Source organism: uncultured Photobacterium sp., from assembly GCF_947039875.1.
Classification (GTDB): domain Bacteria; phylum Pseudomonadota; class Gammaproteobacteria; order Enterobacterales; family Vibrionaceae; genus Photobacterium.
Genome location: NZ_CAMRAN010000027.1, coordinates 1 through 21,026 on the forward strand (window position 1 = coordinate 1; position 21,026 = coordinate 21,026).

General features: G+C 38.8%; 19 protein-coding genes. 10 read left to right on the forward strand and 9 right to left on the reverse strand.

Going from position 1 to position 21,026, the window contains the following annotated elements:
• Positions 1-315: 315 nt before the first annotated feature.
• Both Q0V26_RS10865 and Q0V26_RS10870 read right to left on the reverse strand, forming a co-directional pair.
• On the reverse strand, positions 316-1,041 hold the full coding sequence (locus Q0V26_RS10865; protein WP_297481704.1) for a DUF3306 domain-containing protein: 726 nt from the start codon (positions 1,039-1,041) through the stop codon (positions 316-318).
• Entirely contained in the window at positions 1,031-1,522 is a 492-nt protein-coding gene (locus Q0V26_RS10870; RefSeq protein ID WP_107275843.1) for a DUF3305 domain-containing protein, read from the reverse strand. Before Q0V26_RS10870 ends, Q0V26_RS10865 begins: the two co-directional genes overlap by 11 nt.
• Before the next feature lie 276 nt (positions 1,523-1,798).
• On the opposite strand from Q0V26_RS10870, the gene fdhD reads away from it, so the two are divergent.
• From fdhD to pbpG, 3 genes are all read left to right on the forward strand, one after another.
• Positions 1,799-2,644 (forward strand): formate dehydrogenase accessory sulfurtransferase FdhD, encoded by an 846-nt coding sequence (fdhD, locus tag Q0V26_RS10875; protein ID WP_297481705.1) that lies wholly within the window; start codon positions 1,799-1,801, stop codon positions 2,642-2,644.
• Positions 2,644-3,555, forward strand: a complete 912-nt coding sequence (locus Q0V26_RS10880) for a helix-turn-helix transcriptional regulator (RefSeq protein ID WP_297481706.1) — start codon at positions 2,644-2,646, stop codon at positions 3,553-3,555. The genes fdhD and Q0V26_RS10880 overlap by 1 nt, the downstream gene beginning before the upstream one ends.
• A 421-nt stretch (positions 3,556-3,976) precedes the next feature.
• Positions 3,977-4,876, forward strand: a complete 900-nt coding sequence (gene pbpG / locus Q0V26_RS10885) for a D-alanyl-D-alanine endopeptidase (RefSeq protein WP_297481707.1) — start codon at positions 3,977-3,979, stop codon at positions 4,874-4,876.
• A 71-nt stretch (positions 4,877-4,947) separates the two neighbouring features.
• Here pbpG and Q0V26_RS10890 read toward each other — a convergent pair whose 3' ends face one another.
• The 3 genes from Q0V26_RS10890 to Q0V26_RS10900 all read right to left on the reverse strand — a co-directional run bounded on the left by Q0V26_RS10890 (position 4,948) and on the right by Q0V26_RS10900 (position 9,313).
• A complete protein-coding gene (locus tag Q0V26_RS10890) occupies positions 4,948-5,385 on the reverse strand; it encodes a hypothetical protein (RefSeq protein WP_297481708.1) in 438 nt (145 codons plus the stop codon).
• Positions 5,386-5,796: 411 nt separating this feature from the next.
• Entirely contained in the window at positions 5,797-7,842 is a 2,046-nt protein-coding gene (locus Q0V26_RS10895) for a cache domain-containing protein (protein WP_297481709.1), read from the reverse strand.
• 10 nt (positions 7,843-7,852) lie between these two features.
• A complete protein-coding gene (locus tag Q0V26_RS10900; RefSeq protein WP_297481710.1) occupies positions 7,853-9,313 on the reverse strand; it encodes a sigma-54 dependent transcriptional regulator in 1,461 nt (486 codons plus the stop codon).
• A 361-nt stretch (positions 9,314-9,674) separates the two neighbouring features.
• Between Q0V26_RS10900 and Q0V26_RS10905 the strand changes: the two genes are divergently transcribed.
• The 6 genes from Q0V26_RS10905 to Q0V26_RS10930 all read left to right on the forward strand — a co-directional run bounded on the left by Q0V26_RS10905 (position 9,675) and on the right by Q0V26_RS10930 (position 15,276).
• Positions 9,675-10,448 carry a substrate-binding domain-containing protein gene (locus Q0V26_RS10905; protein WP_297481741.1) on the forward strand — a complete coding sequence of 258 codons (774 nt, stop codon included), beginning with the start codon at positions 9,675-9,677 and terminating at the stop codon, positions 10,446-10,448.
• Between the two features lie 162 nt (positions 10,449-10,610).
• Positions 10,611-11,312 (forward strand): ABC transporter permease, encoded by a 702-nt coding sequence (locus Q0V26_RS10910; protein ID WP_297481711.1) that lies wholly within the window; start codon positions 10,611-10,613, stop codon positions 11,310-11,312.
• Positions 11,313-11,325: 13 nt separating this feature from the next.
• Entirely contained in the window at positions 11,326-12,039 is a 714-nt protein-coding gene (locus Q0V26_RS10915) for an energy-coupling factor ABC transporter ATP-binding protein (protein ID WP_297481712.1), read from the forward strand.
• Positions 12,026-12,619 (forward strand): molybdenum cofactor guanylyltransferase MobA, encoded by a 594-nt coding sequence (mobA, locus tag Q0V26_RS10920; protein ID WP_045039561.1) that lies wholly within the window; start codon positions 12,026-12,028, stop codon positions 12,617-12,619. The genes Q0V26_RS10915 and mobA overlap by 14 nt, the downstream gene beginning before the upstream one ends.
• A complete protein-coding gene (locus tag Q0V26_RS10925; RefSeq protein WP_297481713.1) occupies positions 12,606-14,384 on the forward strand; it encodes a bifunctional molybdopterin-guanine dinucleotide biosynthesis adaptor protein MobB/molybdopterin molybdotransferase MoeA in 1,779 nt (592 codons plus the stop codon). The genes mobA and Q0V26_RS10925 overlap by 14 nt, the downstream gene beginning before the upstream one ends.
• Positions 14,385-14,559: 175 nt before the next feature.
• Complete coding sequence (locus Q0V26_RS10930; RefSeq protein ID WP_297481714.1) at positions 14,560-15,276, forward strand: DUF3581 domain-containing protein; 717 nt, start codon at positions 14,560-14,562, stop codon at positions 15,274-15,276.
• Between the two features lie 102 nt (positions 15,277-15,378).
• Here Q0V26_RS10930 and Q0V26_RS10935 read toward each other — a convergent pair whose 3' ends face one another.
• The 3 genes from Q0V26_RS10935 to nagE all read right to left on the reverse strand — a co-directional run bounded on the left by Q0V26_RS10935 (position 15,379) and on the right by nagE (position 18,946).
• Complete coding sequence (locus tag Q0V26_RS10935; RefSeq protein WP_297481715.1) at positions 15,379-16,722, reverse strand: HAMP domain-containing sensor histidine kinase; 1,344 nt, start codon at positions 16,720-16,722, stop codon at positions 15,379-15,381.
• Positions 16,703-17,380, reverse strand: a complete 678-nt coding sequence (locus Q0V26_RS10940) for a response regulator transcription factor (protein WP_297481716.1) — start codon at positions 17,378-17,380, stop codon at positions 16,703-16,705. The genes Q0V26_RS10935 and Q0V26_RS10940 overlap by 20 nt, the downstream gene beginning before the upstream one ends.
• A gap of 183 nt (positions 17,381-17,563) precedes the next feature.
• Positions 17,564-18,946, reverse strand: coding sequence for an N-acetylglucosamine-specific PTS transporter subunit IIBC (gene nagE, locus Q0V26_RS10945; RefSeq protein WP_297481717.1), 1,383 nt, complete (start codon positions 18,944-18,946; stop codon positions 17,564-17,566).
• Between the two features lie 451 nt (positions 18,947-19,397).
• Between nagE and Q0V26_RS10950 the strand changes: the two genes are divergently transcribed.
• Positions 19,398-20,123 carry a phosphatase PAP2 family protein gene (locus Q0V26_RS10950; protein WP_297481718.1) on the forward strand — a complete coding sequence of 242 codons (726 nt, stop codon included), beginning with the start codon at positions 19,398-19,400 and terminating at the stop codon, positions 20,121-20,123.
• Between the two features lie 81 nt (positions 20,124-20,204).
• Here Q0V26_RS10950 and Q0V26_RS10955 read toward each other — a convergent pair whose 3' ends face one another.
• On the reverse strand, positions 20,205-20,567 hold the full coding sequence (locus Q0V26_RS10955) for an XRE family transcriptional regulator (protein WP_297481719.1): 363 nt from the start codon (positions 20,565-20,567) through the stop codon (positions 20,205-20,207).
• Between the last annotated feature and the right edge of the window lie 459 nt (positions 20,568-21,026).

Here is a 21,026-nt window from a genome sequence, read left to right on the forward strand (position 1 = left end):
ATTTAATGTACTTTTTAACATTGTTATTCCTGTTTGCTCACTACCGCTAATCAGTATCGTTAGAAAATAATGACTTTTCTTCTACTCTCTATAGAGCAATAACCGATCCAACTTTTCACGGAATAAAATGACTTAAAAGGAACTAAAATCATAACGACGATATTGCGTAATCAACTAATGAGACATTTTGTCTTACTTGTAGCGAACTAACGCGCCAAATTGTCTCTCTTTACGATTTTATTGATCTTCCCTTTTTGTCCCAGTCTGTTTTTATGATTAGTATTAATAATTCTCAAACGTTTTTATTTTTTTACGTTAGGATTTCTGTTCATTACTTTCATTGTCACAATTAAGAATCGGTGTTAACGATAAATCAGCCGTAGGGAAAGCCTCTTCATCGGTATGTGTTGTATCTAGGTGATTAACTAATCCATCCTCCTCGTCATCCTTACTGGCTATGGCTATATGATTAACTGACAAATCAGCTGTTGTGAGATCAACAGTCGTAGAATCAGCCGTATAAAGATCAGACGTTGATGTTAATGCTGTTATTCCCTCGTCTTTGAGAGCTTCAGTTGCCGTCTCCGTAACCGTATTTATCCACCCCCGCATTTGTGATGCGATTTCTGGCGCTAAACCTTGCATATTGCTGAAGTCTTCAGTGCTATCATCCATGTCACTGATATAGTTAAATTCTTCAGAATGAAATAATTTTCGTAATGCCGCCTTTTTCACAGACTTAGTCACTTGTTGTTGCATAAATGACGCTACACCTGAGTCATAAGTTACTTTATCAGCGTCATCAATCGTCAATGCAATGACAGGCTCTTCAGCTATAGCATTTGGTGACGTTGCAGAGGGAACAATTGATGTTTGTTCATGATCACTGGTCTTTGTTACTTCTTCTTCGGTTGTATCTATAGCATTAAGAGTCAGTGACTCATCAACCGTTTCAGTTAGCGTTTCCGAAATAGCACGTTCCGTATTATCAACAGGAGTTAACTTACGGCTTGACCAACGCTGAAAGAAATTAGTTGCCACTTGAACGTCCTTTTTTCTTATCGCCGCCACGTTTACGTTTAAATTCAAACAATTCCCCATGACGACCTAAAAAGGCTTCCATCCATGCTTGAATTGCTAATGGAACATCAATATGTAAAACCACATAATCACCATCCATATAACGAGCCGCTACACCTTGCGCTGCGGTAACTAAAACAGGTTTTAATTGCTCATTCTCTTCAGCACAAATAAAGAATAAATGCGGACTCTGTGAATTTAAGTTAAATCGATATTCCATCCGTTCATCACGAAAAAGTTCTAGAGGCATCATGTAGTTACCAGCCCCTATATCAGCAAATGCCATATCAACGGCGAGATCTTCTTCATACAAACAAATGTCTTCAATCGTCCATGCATAAGTTGTCCAACGACCTACTTGGCGTTCTTCTGCTTGTAAGCGAAAATTAATTGGCCAAACATGTTCATTTTTCTTTAATTCAAGTTCTGCTTGTTTTGGCACATTCACTCCTACTGGCGTGCTCTATTTCGCCTTTATCTTGTTATTGAAACTGGTGGTGTGAAACGACATTTCACTTATTAAGATTTCACGTATTAAGGAGCTATAAGCAAATATTAGACCAATAACAAAAAACCATATTAAAAGTACGCATTTTTAGCAATATAGAGGGATTAACGGTAGATTGGTGAATGTAATTAATATTGGAACAATCTTTGCTTAACTTAGGCTTTAGTATCCATACTGAAACACACCACAATTATTATGCAGGGATCTCAAATGGCGACATTGCCTAAAATTATAAAAACCAAAGCGACAGTGCAGCAGACAATGTCGGTAGAAATTATTGATGAATATGGTGATCCACAAACAAAAGAGATTGCCTGTGAGCATCCGTTAACGGTGTACCTTAATTGGGTTGAAGTAGTAACACTTATGACCTTAGGTGAGCGCCCATCCGCATTAGTATTAGGCTATTTAAAAAACCAAGGCTTTATTAATGACCTTAGCGCTATCGAATCTGTAATGATCGATTGGGAAACCAACGCCGCGGTTGTTATAACTCATGAAAATACTGAAAACTTAGCGCAGCAATTAGAAAAGAAAACCGTCACCTCTGGCTGTGGGCAAGGCACGATGTATGGCAATGTCATGAAAAAGCTTGAAGGTATTACCCTGCCACAACCGCAAATTAAACAATCGCTGTTATATGGTTTACTTGAAGCATTGACTCATCATAATGAAACCTACAAAGCCGCAGGTGCTGTTCATGGTTGTGCCGTCTGTAAAGGCACTGATATTTTGTCGTTTGTAGAAGATGTCGGCCGACATAACGCAGTAGATACCCTTGCTGGTGAAATGTGGCTGCAACAACAAACAGGTGAAGATAAAATTTTCTATACTACAGGCCGCTTAACCTCTGAAATGGTTATTAAAGTCGCGCAAATGGGTATTCCTGTGTTGTTATCTCGTTCTGGAGCGACACAAATGGGTTACGATCTTGCTAAGAAACTCGGTATCACTATGATTGCTCGCGCTAAAGGACTACGTTTTCAAATCTATAACGGTAACGACAATATAGAACTTGATGTTAAAGGCAACGAGAGTAAAGGTACCCAAGAATAATGGCTGATTTTCCTGAATTTATGAATGCCAAATTAGTAGCCGAATATCTCGACCTTAATGAAAAGAAGGTTTATGCCTTAGCCAATGACGGACTATTGCCTGCAACAAAAGTAACGGGTAAATGGCTTTTTCCTAAGGCAATGCTGGATAAATGGTTATTAGAATCTTGCCATAATGGCGTTTTAAACGATCGGTTACTGATTGCAGGCTCTGATGATCCATTACTACAGTGTATTGTCGGTAAAATGGCAAATCAACTTGGTAGTACAGCCCTTGTTGGTTATACCTCAACAGGAACACGTCAAGGACTGGCAATGTTAAGCAAAGGCCACGTTGATATCTGTGCTATCCATTGGGGAAATGTAGAAGAAGCCAATTTGCGACATCCCGCTTTATTACAACAATATCCTGGGCATAAAAACTGGGTTTTAGTCCATGCCTTTGAGCGTAAACAAGGCTTAGTCGTAAGCCCAGATCTAGCAGATGCCGTTAATAGCCGTTCAATTCAACTGCATGAGTTACTGTCACCTCGTTGGCGTTGGGCTTTACGTCAGCAAGGCGCAGGAAGTATGCGAGCATTAGAGGAATGGATCCATGGTCATGGATATAACATGACCATGCTTAATCAAGTTGATTGTTGTAATAGTGAACGAGAATTGGCTTCGGCTATTGCAAGAGGACAAGCGGATATTGGTTGTGCCAGTCAAAGTACCGCAGGAGAATTTGGATTAGGGTTTATTCCTTTATGCACCGAAGCGTTTGAACTGGTGATTCCTAAAAACATTTACTTCCGTACTCTACAACAACAGCTATTACAGTCATTAACCAAGAGTAATATTCAAACACGTGGCGATCAATTAGGTGGTTATAATTTTACTCGCACAGGCCAACAAGTGTGGAGTGCTAATTAATTTAAGCGTCAACAACAAAGGTCATCACTTGATGGCCTTACTCTTTCATTAATGATTGCATTAACTACAAACCATCAAGATAACCACCCAACAAAAAGACATCTAAAAATTAATTGAAAAAAACCACCAGTAAAAATGCACTCATAATAAATATTTTCATCCATTATGCTTTTTTTAAAAAAATCTCATTGAATTCTATTTATCACTAGAAGTAATTAAATGCATTACAATCACTTTTACAATGAATATATTAAACAATTATTTTATTGAATCATGTTTCATTAGTAACTTATGTTTAACTGCTGGTTTTATACTCAATTATAAATAGGATTTACACAAACATGACTTGCTTAACCTCAATCGAAAAGATAACAATATCAGAATAATTATTCCCCTATTAAATGGGATCCAAGGAGCCATTGTGCGCAACACTTTAATTTTATTTTTTACACTTGCAAGTGTCAGCTTTTCTTCTTTCGCAAGTATAAACACCAGCAAACTCAAATCAAGCAATCTTCAGACTGCTTCTGTGAGTAATTATGTTATCGATCTAAGCTCAGGAAAAACGCTTTATCGAAAAAATTCCAATGTCGTGATGCCTATCGCGTCATTAACAAAACTAATGACCGCGATGGTAACATTAGACGCAAAGTTACCGCTTAACCAAAAAATCACTTTCACTAAAACGGATAAAAAGCATATGTACAACACATATTCTCGCGTTCGTATTGGTTCAAAGTTAAGCCGTGGTGAGACAATACACATTGCATTAATGTCATCTGAAAACTTAGCCGCTGCTGCACTTGCTGCTAACTACCCAGGCGGTTACAACGCATTTATTCGTGCAATGAATGCTAAAGCTAAAGCTCTCGGCATGACAAATACTCACTTTGTTGATAGCTCAGGTCTTAGCCCTAAAAACCGTTCAACAGCATCAGACGTTGCTAAAATGGTACGTGCCGCTTACAAATATTCAACCATTCGTAACTATAGTACCAATGACGCTGTTCATACAGCTTACTTTTCTAATCCTCCTTATAAATTAGGTTACACTAATACCAATGCGCTAGTACGTGGTAAAAAGTGGACCGTTAACCTAAGTAAAACAGGCTTTCTTGATGAAGCGGGTCGTTGTTTAACTATGGTTACAACGATTGATGGTAAGAAGATCCTAATGGTGATGCTTGATTCACAAGGCAAAATGACACCAATTGGTGATGCTGGCCGTATAAAGCAATGGCTACAAACAGGTAAGAGCACATCAATTACTGCTGATGCTAAATACTACCAAAAGCAAAAACTGAAACAATTAACCAAATAATTAATTCTTGTTGTTAGTTCATATCGTAAAAAGCCAGCATTCGTGATGCTGGCTTTTTTTTAACCTTATGACTATTCTATCTTTTTTAACTTATTTATATTATTACTCTCCAATTCTATTTCCCACTTTCCATGCTTTTCTGAGTTGTAGCGCTCAAATAATGATGAATCCCCGCTATCAATACGAAAGAAAAAATCTTTCTCGTTTTTTTCGGATGATTTACGTGGGTATTCTACTGCCTTTCTGTTTACCAAATTTTCCAAGTGTGGGTTTCGAATTTTTTTCCCAGAACTCGGACATCCAAAGATATATAAATAACTGAGGCGTGAATTAGAATTTACTGTCAGCATTCTTGTATCTAGTGAAACATTTACCGGATTTCTCTCTGGATGTTTTGCTATAAACAGTTTCTCAAGCTCTTCCAGTGAGATTGCCTTATTGTTATTGCTCGACATCCATTCAATAGCGATTTGTTTAATTAACTTCCAGTTAGCTATGTGTTTTGTCATGTAAATGATCTCCAATGATATAGAACGCTAATTAATCACTAGTGGAATATAAAAACGTATTACCAGACTATCTCGCCCAATATACGCCACATTAAAAACAACAAAGATTCAATAAGTTAATTTATGCTTAAGGTTTCACAAAAAATTAAAAAATCAGCTATGCTTTAAATTGTCTTAAACAAAAGGAGCATCTATGCCGCATACTGAAATGATCATCCCTTCCTCACTAGGGCTTATTAGCCGAATATCTCTTATCGCCTCACTGTTTCTTTTCCTTGGTTTATCCATTATGTAACAATGGCTTATATTACAATCTATTAAAAACACAACGCGACAAAAAAGCCCCTTGATAACTGCAATGAACAAGCAGTTACCAAGGGGCTTTTTGTGATTCATAAACCTTCTTCGTTGTTACGCTGTCACATGAAGATCCAGCTCACTAGGCGATTCTTTCTTATGTTTAAGATACACGGTAAATGTTGAACCCTGACCTTCAACAGATTCAACCGTTATTTCTCCACCGACATTAGCCACAATACTCTGACTGACCGATAAACCTAATCCCGTTCCTGAACGGCGGGTCGTGAAAAAAGGATCAAAAATACGTTGCATATTTTGTGCTGAAATACCGCAGCCATGATCAGTAATCACTACCATAGCTCCACGCACCTCACCCCGTTCATCTAACCAGTCATCGGTAGCTATCTTCAATAAACCTTTATCGTCCATCGCATGGATACCGTTCATCTGTAAATTAACTAACACTTGCAATAATTGATGACGATTGACTTCAACACTGCATTTAGCTTCAAGGTTAACCTCAAATTGAACATCCATCTTTTTCGTACCGGAACGTACAAGCGTTAAACTTTCTTCAACAATCAAATTTAAGTGATGCCATGTCACTTCATCTTGCACACCACCTTGACGGCTGTATTGCAATAAACTGCGAGTGATATTACGAATACGATCAATTTGTAGATGAATTGCAGCCAGTTCTTCTTGAACGTCAGCAGTGCTATTATCACCCAACTCTAACTGAATTAATTCAATATTTCCTAGAATGACAGCAACTGGGTTATTAATTTCATGCGCAATACCCGCAGTTAACTCACCCAATGCAGCTAATTTTTCTGTTGCCACCAGCTTTGAACGAGCTTGATGCAGTAACTGAATATGGCGTTCTAGCTCTTCTGTTTTCTGATGTAAACTCTGAGTACGCTGTTCGACTTTGTCTTCGAGCTCTATCGCGGTCAGTTTAATGAGTCCGTTACGTTGCTCTAGTTGATCTAACATAGAATCAAACTGTTTACCCAATATTTGTAATTCATGCCCTTCAGATAAATCTAACTTACCGACTCGTCGCTTTACTCCCATCTGTACCGCTTTGGCTACTTGGTAAATTTTCTCAATCGGTAAAAACAAATCACGCGAACCACGATACACAATGACACTGGTAAATATCAGTACCAATAATATACTCACACTCATTTCAATAATGTTGGTTAAATGACGATAAATGAGAGGCCATTGTAAATAACCAGTATAGAGCATGCCAACAACTTTACCGTCATTTGCATGTAACGGCTCATAAGCAGAAACATACCAACTATCATATACAAAGGCGCGATCAACAAACGTTTGTCCTTGTTGTAATACATGGTGTTGAACGTCTTCAGAAACACGCGTTCCCACAGCTCGACCAATAAGGTTGGCACTGTCTAATGGTACATTAGTACTAATGCGCACATCCCCCATAAACAAGGTAACAGTGCCAAGACTGCCTTTTGGTAACGTACCTTCGGCATAAACCAAATCACGAATACGATCCACCAACAAGGTGCTATTGTTTAATAAAATACCACCGTCTAAAATCCATTTCAGATCGCCTTGTTGATTGAAGATTGGTACTAAACTACGACTGACGAGTCCTTTTTGTTCAATTGTGCCTTCTTTAAGTAATGGCAATTGCGCTTTTGCTGGCAAATTAGGATTCAAATCATAAAGTGCAGCACCATCTAATACCTGAAAAGATGTCTGCTCTTTTCCTGATAATAATAACGCCTGTTCTTGGCTTGAAAATAGATTCAACTGGCTCACAGGATGTAACACCACAAAATCTAACTGATAATGTTTATCTTGCTGACGCACCCAATCTTTTAATGTCGTTTCATCAAAACGTAACCGCTGTTGAAAACCATAAGAATTAGCAAAAGCCTGTAACTCCATGCGTTGTTCTTTTTTTAGTAACACCATACTATGATGCGCAACGGCTAAATCGGCTCTAACATTCATTAATGCATTTTGCCAAGTGTAGGTAACCGTCCAATAAAAAGTGATCACAATTAAGGTCAATAACGTCAGAAAAATAGGCACAGAAGTCAGTACTAATAACCGATAGCGCACCATGGTCTGAAATCGTTGTAACCACATCAAAACAAATGCTTTTGCTTTCATAGTATTAATTTCATTGTAATTCTTCTGTCCATTCTTTGTATTTGCGCTCTAATGTTTTTCTTGCCACACCGAGTTGACGAGCTGCTGCTGATTTATTACCATCACTGGCATCAACAACTTGCATAATATGTGCTTTTTCAACTTCTTTTAATGTCCATGTAACGGGATAACAATATTGGTCTTCTCCGTCTTCATGGCATTGACAGGGACGTTGAGGATAGGCGCTATTAAGTTCAAGTTCCTCCCCCGTCACCCCTTGCTCATTCGCAATAGCAACAGGTAATGCATCACCTTGTAATTCACGCCAATAATCAGCGGGCGGCTTACCCAATAAAATACACCGTTCCATCATATTTCGAAGTTCACGAATATTACCGGGCCATGAATAAGCTTGCATCGCCAAAATATCTTCATGAGTCCAACTAATGGTTTTCATACCTAAATCTTTTGAAAGTTGGTGTGTAAAATGATGGGTTAACGACGGAATATCTTCTACACGCTCACGTAATGATGGCAAATCAATGGTTAAAACATTTAATCGATAGTACAAATCTCGACGAAAGCGGCCTTCTTCAACTTCTAATTTTAAATTACGGTTTGTCGCGGCAACAATACGAACATCAATTTGAATTTCTCGCTCTGAGCCCACAGGACGAATCGCTTTTTGTTCTAATGCGCGTAACAATGATGATTGCATTGCCAATGGCATTTCACCAATTTCATCTAAAAATAACGTACCATTATTGGCAACACGAAACAGGCCTTCACGGCTTTTCTTCGCACCAGTAAATGCACCAGAGACATGACCAAACAGCTCGCTCTCTAAAAGTTCAGGCGCAATAGCACCACAGTTAATGGGTACAAAAGGTCCAGTACGCTTACTTAACTGGTGTAATGCGCGAGCGACCAATTCTTTACCCGTCCCCGACTCACCTTCGACTAAAACCGCAGCAATCGATGGTGCAACTTGGGCGATCAGTTTTTTCATTTGTTGCGTTGCTGGCGCATCACCAATGATATTGACGGGATAACTACGCTCAACGTCGCGTTGCAATGCGAAATTTTGGCGTTCCACTAATCGACGTTCAATACAACGATTAACCGACTGCATCATTTGATCAAGATTAAATGGTTTTAGAATAAAATCAGACGCACCAGCACGTAGAGCTTGAATTGCCATTTCTAAATCAGCATAACCCGTCATAAAAATCACATCACTGCGACGGGTTGTCGGATCAAACGCTTCATGCCATTCAATACCAGAACGGCCAGGTAAGTTAATATCAACAATTAACAAATCAAAATGACAGCGTTTACGAATTTCTTCAGCTTCTTCAATACTTCCTGCGGTATCTACTTGAGCAAACTTTTTACTTAACGCTTTTTTTAAAATCGTGCGCATTCCTGGTTCATCATCAACCACTAATACAGAAACGGCGGTCCAAGATGAAGGCAAACTAAAATCAGACATAGATACCGGGACATTTTAACCAAACTAAAATTTGCGACATTTTGTCTCACCATGAGTCATTAAGTCAAAATTGTTTTATCATTCGGTATAATTTCGGTTACCTTTAACCTATTTCAATCAATATATAATACCAAAATCACATAACTAGTCCTTTTCATCAAGATTTAAAAGTGGCACTTTATTTGCTTATAGCAGATCTACGCGGTTTATTTCGATGATACGGGTCATTTTGGCGCATGTGTCGGCAGTAAAAACTTGCGACTTATTACCTCAATATTTTTTAATGCAACCCAATCGATCAGGAACGTTGATGAATCTATTAAAAACAACTTTAGTTATTCTTGGCTGCGCATCAGCAACGATGGCTTATGCAACCACAGAAACAGCAATGAATAAGACTGTGCGCCTAGCAACGACTACCAGCACCTATCATTCAGGGTTACTGGATTACTTATTGCCTGTATTTACTAAAGACACCGGATATACCGTCGAAGTGTTAGCTGCTGGCACAGGAAAAGCATTACGTATGGGTGAACACGGTGATGTTGATTTAGTCATGACGCATGCGCCACAGTCAGAAGCACTGTTTGTTGAAAAAGGCTTTGGTGTATTGCCTCGTAAATTAATGTACAACGATTTTGTTTTAGTTGGACCCAAAAGTGATCCAGCTGAAATTAAAGGTGATAAAAATGTTGCTGATGCACTAAAAGCGATTGCCACTGATAACGCCACCTTTATTTCTCGTGGTGATGATTCAGGTACAAACAAAAAAGAACTGAACATTTGGGCTCAAACAAAAATGGAGCCTAACTTTGGTGGCTATAAAGCAGTCGGTCAAGGTATGGGGCCAACGCTAAACATGGCATCAGAATTACAAGCCTACACCTTAACAGATCGTGGCACATGGTTAGCGTATGAAACCAAGCTTGATCTTGAAATTATGGTTGAAGGTGATAAGCGCCTATTTAACCCTTACCAGGTAATTTTAATTAACCCTAGCCGCTACCCGAATCTGAACTATCAAGGTGCGAAAACATTCAGCGATTGGTTAGTTAATCCTAAAGCACAAAAACTAATTAATAACTACCAACGTCACGGTAAGCAATTGTTCGTTGCAGATGCACAAACGCAATAAAAGATAACATTCTAATTTAATGTAATATTTCGCCAATGGTTGTTTATTTAGCTCATTAACTATAATGAGATCACAGTTATAATATAACGTTTTAGACTTAATACTAATAACGTGAATGATAGCTCCATTGGCGTATTTTTTTAGGTTAAAAGAAACACTACCATGAATATTTGGCAGACAACGCAACAAGCGACCCAACTTCTTTTTAGCGGCGATAGCGCACTTTGGGGCATTGTGGGCGTGTCATTTTCTGTGTCTCTTTTTGCTATTGCCTTAGTGATTATTCCCTCACTATTGATTGCTTTTGCTTTAGCTTACGGCAAATTTCCTGGGCGCTGGCTAATCCTCTCTTTAATGAACACACTACAATCAGTGCCGACAGTGGTGATTGGTTTACTGCTTTACATGTTGCTCTCTCGTGCTGGCCCTCTCGGTGATTGGCAAATGCTGTTTACTCAAAAAGCGATGATTTTAGGCCAAGTGCTGATTTGTTTTCCGTTACTTATTTCGATGATGCATGCCGCATTTCAAAACAGTGATCGACGCGCATGGGAAACAGCACTCACTTTGGGCGCTAGCTATCCTCGTGCTTTACTCAGCTTAATGTGGGAAAGTCGATTTCCATTACTTGCTGCTGTTGTTGCTTCTTTTAGTCGTGTGATCACTGAAGTCGGTTGTTCAATGATGGTCGGTGGTAATATTTTAAATTCAACTCGAAATATTCCGACAGCCATTGCGCTTGAAAGCTCAAAAGGCGCATTCGCTCAAGGAGTAGCTTTAGGAATGGTGTTACTTATTTTAGCCTTAGGTCTAAACTTTATTTTATCTATCGCGCGCGGCAAAGCCCATTTGCGAACAAACTAAGCGAGGCCTTCTTATGATCCATGCTTCCATTCAGGCACTCGACCTCTCTGTTCGTTTTAAAAGCCGATTATTATTTCACATTCCTCAATTAAATTTAGCCCCTAAAGATGCCATTTATTTAACAGGCGATAATGGTGTTGGTAAAACAACCTTATTGAAAATCTTAGCTGGATTACAAAAACCCACAACAGGCAGTGTTAATATCCATCAGCATACTTTTTTTAAACGTCTCTTTAGCGGACGCTATGAAGGGAGTATTATCTACTTACACCAAACACCGTATATGTTTGATGCAACAGTATTTAACAATGTATGCTATGGACTAAGATTTGCGATTAAAGATCGCCAAAAACGTCGAAATGAAGCCATTAATGCGCTACGAATGGTCGGCCTTGAAACCTTAGCTGATGAACATATCTCTGTATTGTCTGGTGGTGAACGTCAACGCGTCGCAATGGCACGCGCATGGGTACTTAAACCTAGCGTATTATTGATGGATGAATCCAGTGCTAGCATGGATCAAGAATCCATCAATCGCCAAGTCATTTTAGCGGAAGATTTATTGTCACGTGGCACCAGTTTAGTGATCACCAGCCACCAGCAAAATGCACTTACTGCACTTTGTCGCCGTCAATGGACAATCAATGACACCCAATTAATTGAACGAGCCGATCTCCAACTCGTTACAGATATCAAAAACAATAAGGATAATTATGCCTACGCCTGAACAAACCCATTGGGTCATTTTAGCGGGTGGCCAAGCCAGCCGTATGGGAGGCAACGATAAAGGCCTGATTGAACTTGCAGGTCAACCCTTTATTCAACATGTTATTGATACTCTGACCCCCCAAACATCTCATATCAGCATTAATGCTAACCGTAATCAGAATATCTACAGCCAATATGGTGATGTGTTTGGTGATAGCATTGAAAACTACCCCGGCCCACTGGGTGGTATGCATGCAGCACTACACCACATTGATAACGATTGGATTGGTTTTGTACCTTGCGATTGCCCGCAACTACCGCATGATTTAGTTTCTCGAATGGCAGCAGCATGTCAGCCTGACACTGATATAGCGGTTGCTCATAATGGTGATTACATTCAGCCCGTTGTTACTCTACTGCATCGCCGTATTTTACCTAAGCTAGAAGCTTTTTTAGCTAATGGCGATCGCAAGATCATTTTGCTATATCGTCAATGTAATATGATCACCGTTGATTTTAGTGATCAAACAGATGCTTTTATCAATCTCAACACCCCTGATGAATTATCACAATTTGGAGCACGCCATGACTCAAATTAACGCATCAGTGCCATTATTAGGCTTTGCTGCATTCAGTGGTACAGGAAAAACGACCCTTATTGAAGCGATGTTACCTAAATTAGTTGAACAAGGTCTGCGCGTCGCTGTAATCAAACATGCTCACCATGATTTTGATCTTGATGAACCGGGCAAAGATAGCTACCGCTTACGCAAAGCAGGTGCAAGCCAAATGCTTATCTCCTCGCGTTACCGCCGCGCATTGATCAACGAGACACCAACAACGGAAGCGACCTTAGCGTATTTAATTCGCCAATTAGATCAAACCCACCTCGATCTTATTTTAGTGGAAGGTTTTAAAAACCTTGATTTCCCTAAAATTGAATTACACCGTCAAGCGATCAATAAACCGTGGTTATTTCAAAATGATAATAATATTATTGCCGTTGCGAGTGATATCAAAGCCGATACAAGCTTGCCGCAAATAAGTATTGATGATATCGAACAATTAACCAATTTTGTGGTTAAATACAGTTCGAAATCACAACAACAATCAATAAAAACAGCCAGTTGTGATGAGGTTCAACCACAAGGTATGTTATCGGTTGAGCAAGGTCGCCAGCGTATTCTTGCGCAAATAAAAACCATTGATAACCCACAAACGGTTGAACTAAAACAAGCACTTGGTCGGATCGTACACACTGATATCCTTTCCCCTGTGAATGTGCCACAACATACTAATTCCGCGATGGATGGTTACGCTATTCGTGGCGCAGATATTGATCTCAATAGCTATACCGTTGTCGGTCAAGTGCTTGCTGGGCATCATTATCCACACCCGCTACAAGCAGGTGAAGCAGTGCGTATCATGACAGGCGCCCCCGTTCCTCAAGCTGCTGATACCGTGATTATGCGTGAACAAGCACATCAAAATGGTGACACTGTCACGTTCAATCTTGCTATGGGTGCGATTAAAGCGGGTCAAAATGTCCGTTTAGCGGGTGAAGATCTGGCGATTGATCAAGTTACGGTCGCAAAAGGACAAACCATCACAGCACCAGAGCTTGGCATGGTCGCATCACTTGGGCTCAATGAAATAACCATCAACACTCCTCTTCGTCTCGCTATTTTCTCAACCGGTGATGAAGTACAAGCTCCCGGTGAAGCACAACGACAAAATTGTATTTATGATTCTAACCGCTATAGCTTATTTGCTTTACTGACTCGTCTAGGTTGTGAAGTCGTTGATTTAGGTATTATCGAAGACAGTGAAGCCACACTTGAAGCAACATTAAATCAAGCCAGCCAACAAGCAGATATGATTCTATCCTCTGGCGGTGTTTCTGTTGGTGATGCTGATTACATCAAAACTGTATTAGATAAACTAGGGAAAATTAACTTCTGGCGTATTAATATGCGCCCAGGTCGTCCACTCGCCTTTGGTCATATTAATGACATTCCGTTCTTTGGATTACCGGGAAATCCTGTCGCTGTTATGGTGACATTCTTACAATTTGTAGAACCCGCTATTCGCAAACAACAAGGTTATCAAGATTGGCAGCCACAAACGTATACCGCTATTGCAGCAGAGCCTCTGCGGTCTCGTATTGGCCGTACTGAATATTTACGTGGTTATTATAAGTGGGATGCCAATGGTCGCCTTTCAGTTAAAACTATTGGCTCTCAAGGGTCTGGTATTTTACGTTCAATGAGTGAGGCTAATTGCCTAATAGAAATTTCACCACAACAAGAATATGCACAAATTGGTGATAAAGTCACCGTAATACCACTGGATATACGTCTATAGCACATTCAACCTTATGAAGCCCTCGCACGTTTGCAGGGGCTTTTTTATTCCCGCTATTATTAGTATGTATTTTATCAATATATGTATTTACATTAATATCATCTGGCTAGACCATTAAAGTGATATTTATGTTGTAGAATAGCGACAGTCTTATTTTTAGGTATTATAAGTAAACATGTTTTTAGATTCATATTATTCAGATAACAGCGGTGAATTATCTTTTACTCGTGCACAAGCAAGTCATTTTGCAAAACGCGTAGCCGGTGACTTTAACCCTATTCACGATGAAGATAACAAGCGTTTTTGTGTACCTGGCGATCTGCTATTTTCGGTTCTGCTAGCAAATGTTGGCCTTAGCCAAAAAATGCGCTTCGAATTTGCAGGCATGATCAATGAATCAAGCTGCCTACTTATAGATATAAAATCCCCTGCTGAGCTCTCAGTTGTCGACTGTAAGGGCAAAGTATACATGGATGTCACACGCAGTGGCGAAACAACAAAAGATGAAGTGCTAATTTCACAAGTAACTAAAAGCTATGTGCAATTTTCAGGAATGAACTTTCCTCACATCATGGTTCCATTGATGAAATCAAAAGACATCATGATCAATCCTGCTCGCCCATTGGTGATCTATGAATGTATGGAGCTAGATTTCACTCGTTTAGATCTAACAGCACCGACTGTTGAACTCACTGACTCTATTATTGAAGTAGAAGGCAAACGTGGTTATGTGACTCTACATTTTTGCTTTAAAGAAAATGGAGAAATTGTAGGCACAGGTAGTAAGCGCATGTTGATGAGTGGCTTAAAGCCTTATTGCCAAGATGGTATTGATGATTTAGTGTCGCGTTTTAATGAACGCAAAGATAAATTTAACACTATTCACAATTAAGTAATCATTAATCAGTCCCATTGATTATTACTCAAAAATGTATTACATCAAAAAAGCCCAACCGACTATCGATTGGGCTTTTTTGATGGCGATGATCTTTAGTTATACCTCACCGATCTTTGCTACTAATTCAGACGCTAGCGGTAAATACAGTCGTGATCGTAATCCTGGGTTATTGTCACTGAAAACTAGCTCGCCATTATGGCGAATAACCACCGCTTCAACTAACGATAACCCCAATCCAAATCCTTGATGAGTTCGACTACGATCAGCACGAAACATAGGTTCACGAATACGTTGCTTGTCTTCATCAGATACCCCCATGCCATTATCAATCACAACCACACCAAAATGGTCAACAATCACATCAATCACACCTTGCTCTGGTGTGTATTTAATTGAATTTTCAACCAGATTATATACGGCTCTAAATAATAAACTCGGTTCACCTTGTAATCGATATGGTTGATCTTCTCTAAAACTCAGTCGTTGCTGTTTTTCATCTGAAATGGGTAATAAAAACTCAACCACATCTCGGCAAACTTGAGATAAATCAACCCATTCTTTATCTATATGTTGCTTACCACTGTTTAAATTAGCAATTTCAAGCATGCCATTAAACATACTTAACAAGACTTCTAAGTCATCATGACATGCTTCTAATTCTTTGGTATGTGGCGCTGTGTTTTGTGTCAGTAATCGTTCTAAGCGCAGCTTCATTCGAGCAATTGGGGTACGTAAATCATGAGCCATTCCAACCGATAATACCTTTAATGATGTCTCTTTCTTCTCTACCTGTTCAATCATAAAATTAAGATGCATAGCTAATACATCAAATTCATCATCATTGGCACTAACCGGTAACTTAACCCCTTTTTCGCCCAATATAACGCGATTCATTGCCTGATTAACTCGTGCTAATTTTTTTAATATGACCACCGCAAATAACGATGCACCAGCCAACATAAGAATCACAGGCACTGCTATACCAGAAAGCAACATAGGAATAACAGTTTGTCGGTACGATTGCATAAATTGAGGATTAATCTTTATGACTAATTCCATTCCTAAAGGCAACGGTACCACCTGAGATAATTGCGATGTTTTACTACCATGACCAAAGATAAAAGACGCTGTTGGATAAATTAATAATTCTTTGTTAATACGCTTTGTTGGCTGTATGGCGTAACTAAATGTCGCATTACTTAGTTTACGTTGCGCTATCGTTCGATATAGTGCACCACTGTCACCTTTATTAACTATCATCGAAAACAAATTAGCTTCATTAACCAAATCACGTTTTAATTGCTGGTGGTAAAACGTTTCAGAACTAACCACTACCTGATTGATAAATAGCATAAATATAAAAGCTACGCAGGTAATAAAATACATCAACACTTTAAAAATAGTTGATCGTGACAGGTTTTCAGACCCGGCGTAAGACATAACCAGCACCTCGAACGGTATGAATTAAGCTCGGCTCTCCTTCTTGTTCTAACTTTTTACGTAAATTAGCAATATGTACATCAATAACATTAGTTTTGGGGTCAAAATGGTAGCTCCAAACTGATTCAAACAGGCTCATTCGGGACACAACACTTTCAACGTGTTCCATTAAATATTGCAGCAACAAGAATTCTTTTTGTTGTAAATTAATCAGTCGAGAACCACGCCATACACGATGTGATTTAATATCTAAGCGTAAATCATCATAGCCATATTCAGACGAAACTGTTGCGGCTAATTGATTGCGTTTAACTAGAATATTGGCGCGAGCAATAAGTTCAGCTAAAGCAAAAGGCTTCGTCAGATAATCATCACTTCCCGATGTTAAACCGACAACACGATCTTCAACACTATCCATTGCACTTAATATCATTACTGGCGTGTAATTTTCCGTTGCTCTTAATGCTCCTAGCACTTTCAAACCATCTAATTGTGGTAACATTCGATCTAAAATAATCAACTGATATTCGCAACTTGTTGCCATCATTAAACCTTGATGACCATCTTCAGCTTCGTCTACTACAAACCCGTGCTCGCGTAATCCTCTTGCAACAAATTCACGAGTAGTAAGATCATCTTCAATTATTAATATTTTCATTTCATGCCTAACCTAGAGCTAATCACTTCTTCATACTTTATTCGTAACGCGCCAGTATTATACACAGTCCACTTCTATTTTTTAGATATAAAAAACGGCCTACCAAAAGGTAGACCGTTTAACGCGACCATAGGGGGAAGTTATGAAATCGCGAAGACTGTATTTATCCTAACTAATGATGACTTAAAGTGCTTTCATTTGGTTAGCAATAATCTCAGCTTGTGGACCTAAAATAACTTGAAGGTTGTTTGAACCTACGTTAACCACACCCTTAGCGCCTAACTGTTTAAGTTTTGCATCATTGATGATTGAACGGTCAACAATACCCAGACGAAGACGAGTGATACAAGCAGATATATCGGTTAGGTTATCTTTGCCACCTAGAGCTTCTAGGTATTGTACTGCTAAATCAGCTTTACTATCTGAATCTGGATTTGAGTTTTCTGCTGGTGCATCTTCACGGCCCGGAGTTTTAAGATTGAACATCTTAATTGCACCAACAAAGATCACGAAGTAAAGCGCACCAACCACTAGACCCATTGGGATAATTTCCCATGAATTATGCGCTGCTGGAGCGTTAAAGTTCAGGATATAGTCAATCAAGCCAGATGAGAAGCTAAACGCCATGTGGATATTAAGCATTGATGCAACAACAATACTAATACCCATTAAGATAGCGTGAACAACATACAAGCCAGGTGCTAGAAACATGAACATGAATTCGATTGGTTCAGTGATACCAGTTAAGAATGCAGTTAATGCCACACTCAATAACATACCACCAACAACTTTCTTGTTCTCTTTCTTAGCCGTTACATAGAAAGCCAATGCCGCACTTGGAAGGCCGAACATTACTACAGGGAAGAAACCACTTAAAATACGTCCCGCAGATGGATCACCCGCAAAGAAACGTGAAATTTCCCCCGTAACTACTTGACCCGTTGCAGGATCAGTGTAGTTACCAAACACAAACCAAACCATAGTGTTAAGAATATGGTGCAGACCAAGTGGAATCAATAAACGGTTAGCAACACCGTATACGAATTCGCCAGGTACACCACTGGTTAGAATCCATTGGCCTAAATGGTTAATACCACCTTGGATAGGAGGCCATACTACACTGAATGCAAAAGCAAGAATCAATGCAACTAAACCAGTAATGATAGGAACAAAACGTTTACCACCAAAGAAACCTAAGAACTCTGGTAATTTGATTGCATGGAAACGGTTGTATAACAGGCCTGCACACACACCAATAATGATACCACCCGCAACACCTGGGTCGACATCAGCATTAAGTGTCTTAATCGCAGCCATCATAATGAAATAACCAACCGCTGCCGCAATTGCTGCTGCCGCTGAGTTATCTTTTGAGAAACCACCCGCAACACCCATTGCAAATAGAAGTGCTAAGTTGGTAAAAACCGCCTGACCACCCGCTGCAATAAAAGGTATATTTAATAGATCGGGTTGTCCAATACGCAATAAAATACCAGCAATAGGCAATACTGCGATTGGAAACATTATCGCGTTTCCGAGCTTTTGGAAATGTCCAAGAATACTCATTCCCTTCTCCATATCATTACATCAAAATTAATAAACAACATATGTCGTTTAAGCATGTGCTAACCATACAGTAGTTAGCTAAACTTAGTTTAAGATAAACATTAAGTTTTCTTAATGTTTACTCATTTTCACGTGACAACCTTCACAATTTAAGAAAGCTCACAAAAAAACGCTCACAAACATTACAATTTTCACATTTTTACAACTTATAAGTTTGTGGGTTTTATGATAGTGGTTTATTGTATTATTGTTAAAAAAATAAAGAATATGAACCTTACCTGACAAATAAGTATAGATGTTGTTATTCGACGATTTTCTTAATGACATTAAGTACAATTTATGCGAAAAAGGCAGCCGTTCTAAATCATGAAAAAAATGTCCATTTTATGACAGCTTATCTTTTTTTATGGCTTACTTAATTATTACTAAATGACAAGATTGAACTCTCTCCATGATGACTTTTATATCTAAAAAATTACCTAATTTTTTTGCTTTAGGTTTATTTGCTATATTACTCTTTACCGCCATTCATATTTTCCCGATACCGGCATTCACTACACCTGTCAGCAATCTAGCAGGCATCTCATTTGCGTTACTTACTGATAGTGCAGGCAGCCCATTTTTCCTAATCACAACCGCATTACTGTGTCTGTCACCTGTTTTCATGCGGTTACCAAAGAAAACAATCACGAAAGTGTGGATTCAATTTGGTATTTTATTAGTATTAAGTTTTGTCACTAAAACAGTATTAAAACACGAAACTGCTATTCCTCGCCCTTACAGCTATGAATTACAACGCTTACATTTAGTGGAATCTCCTGAAGCTTTCTACACATTAGATACAACCGCTAAAGATAATGTTGTAAAAGAAGCCTCTGCTTATGTAAGCTCTTGGCGGTTACGTAGCTGGGAAGGTGAAACAAACTATTCTTTCCCTTCAGGCCATACTATTTTTGCTGCTATCTGTGTTTTATTCTGGGGTGGTTTCTTTATTCGCCGAGGTAAATATCTTTTAGCAGGAGGATTAATTGTTTGGGCAACAGGTGTGGGTATTAGCCGTTTATGGCTAGGAATGCACTTTCCTTCTGATGTCATGGGCTCAATACTTGCCGCGACAGTACTTTACTTCTTTGTTCCTGAGTGGGATGAAAACGCGAAGAAAAGCAAAAAACAATAGTAAAGTAACTACCACTACCATTTAAAACGGCTCATTGCATTATGCTATGAGCCTTTTTTTTAAAGAATAGACAACGTTATATCACACCTCACTAATGCTTGGCTTATATTCATACTCAACAACAAGTTGATTACCGACATACGTTACCTTCTTAATTTCACCATCAAAGATAAAAGTATTCTTAACGATAGAATTTGCTAACGATCCTTTTTGTACGGCTTCACGTAACGAAGGAAGTATTAAAACGGGATCAATATTTAAAATGCCACAAAAATCATTAACAAACTGGTGCTGAATAACAGCATCCCCTCGCAGAATGTCTGAAAATTCAAGTTGCGTTAGCTCTAGCTTTTTAGCCATTTCAATTTGAGTTATACGCATTTTTGCTTTATAGCTCATCCATGTATCGTGCAAAACTCGACGATCTTTTTCAGTATATTGCATTTTTTTTCCTAAAAGCGCTTTCAATACATTGAATAAACCCAACGTTATTCATCACATTACGCAAGGTGAATTTAAACGAATTGATTTTTTTCATCCATAAGTTAGCTGTAAGAATATGTGTCAGCCATTCATACAGCAATGTAATATAGGTATATTTAATACTTTATTACAAGTTATTCATTGTTGAATTGCGTATTAAACCTATAATACACAAAAATTATAAAGGATAATGAAACTAAAGATGCTACGTTCTTGGTTATATTTTATTGTACATAGTGTGCTAATCATCACTGTATTCATCAATACAGCGTATGCACACATGACAACAATAACACCAATGCCAATAACTCATTGTAGCGAGATAAAAATGGTCAGTTGTTGCGATAATTCAGAAACTATGACCAATGCTCTTACCACTGATTGCAACGATGACTGTAATAATACTGATTGTTCATCACA

What these genes read in the sequence shown, in the direction of transcription:
- fdhD (WP_297481705.1), top strand. Translation starts at nt 1,799, where the DNA reads ATGGCGACATTGCCTAAAATTATAAAAACCAAAGCGACAGTGCAGCAG.
- Q0V26_RS10880 (WP_297481706.1), top strand. Translation starts at nt 2,644, where the DNA reads ATGGCTGATTTTCCTGAATTTATGAATGCCAAATTAGTAGCCGAATAT.
- Q0V26_RS10890 (WP_297481708.1), bottom strand. Translation starts at nt 5,385, where the DNA reads ATGACAAAACACATAGCTAACTGGAAGTTAATTAAACAAATCGCTATT.
- Q0V26_RS10895 (WP_297481709.1), bottom strand. Translation starts at nt 7,842, where the DNA reads ATGAAAGCAAAAGCATTTGTTTTGATGTGGTTACAACGATTTCAGACC.
- Q0V26_RS10900 (WP_297481710.1), bottom strand. Translation starts at nt 9,313, where the DNA reads ATGTCTGATTTTAGTTTGCCTTCATCTTGGACCGCCGTTTCTGTATTA.
- Q0V26_RS10905 (WP_297481741.1), top strand. Translation starts at nt 9,675, where the DNA reads ATGGCTTATGCAACCACAGAAACAGCAATGAATAAGACTGTGCGCCTA.
- Q0V26_RS10910 (WP_297481711.1), top strand. Translation starts at nt 10,611, where the DNA reads ATGAATATTTGGCAGACAACGCAACAAGCGACCCAACTTCTTTTTAGC.
- Q0V26_RS10915 (WP_297481712.1), top strand. Translation starts at nt 11,326, where the DNA reads ATGATCCATGCTTCCATTCAGGCACTCGACCTCTCTGTTCGTTTTAAA.
- mobA (WP_045039561.1), top strand. Translation starts at nt 12,026, where the DNA reads ATGCCTACGCCTGAACAAACCCATTGGGTCATTTTAGCGGGTGGCCAA.
- Q0V26_RS10925 (WP_297481713.1), top strand. Translation starts at nt 12,606, where the DNA reads ATGACTCAAATTAACGCATCAGTGCCATTATTAGGCTTTGCTGCATTC.
- Q0V26_RS10930 (WP_297481714.1), top strand. Translation starts at nt 14,560, where the DNA reads ATGTTTTTAGATTCATATTATTCAGATAACAGCGGTGAATTATCTTTT.
- Q0V26_RS10935 (WP_297481715.1), bottom strand. Translation starts at nt 16,722, where the DNA reads ATGTCTTACGCCGGGTCTGAAAACCTGTCACGATCAACTATTTTTAAA.
- Q0V26_RS10940 (WP_297481716.1), bottom strand. Translation starts at nt 17,380, where the DNA reads ATGAAAATATTAATAATTGAAGATGATCTTACTACTCGTGAATTTGTT.
- nagE (WP_297481717.1), bottom strand. Translation starts at nt 18,946, where the DNA reads ATGAGTATTCTTGGACATTTCCAAAAGCTCGGAAACGCGATAATGTTT.
- Q0V26_RS10950 (WP_297481718.1), top strand. Translation starts at nt 19,398, where the DNA reads ATGATGACTTTTATATCTAAAAAATTACCTAATTTTTTTGCTTTAGGT.
- Q0V26_RS10955 (WP_297481719.1), bottom strand. Translation starts at nt 20,567, where the DNA reads ATGCAATATACTGAAAAAGATCGTCGAGTTTTGCACGATACATGGATG.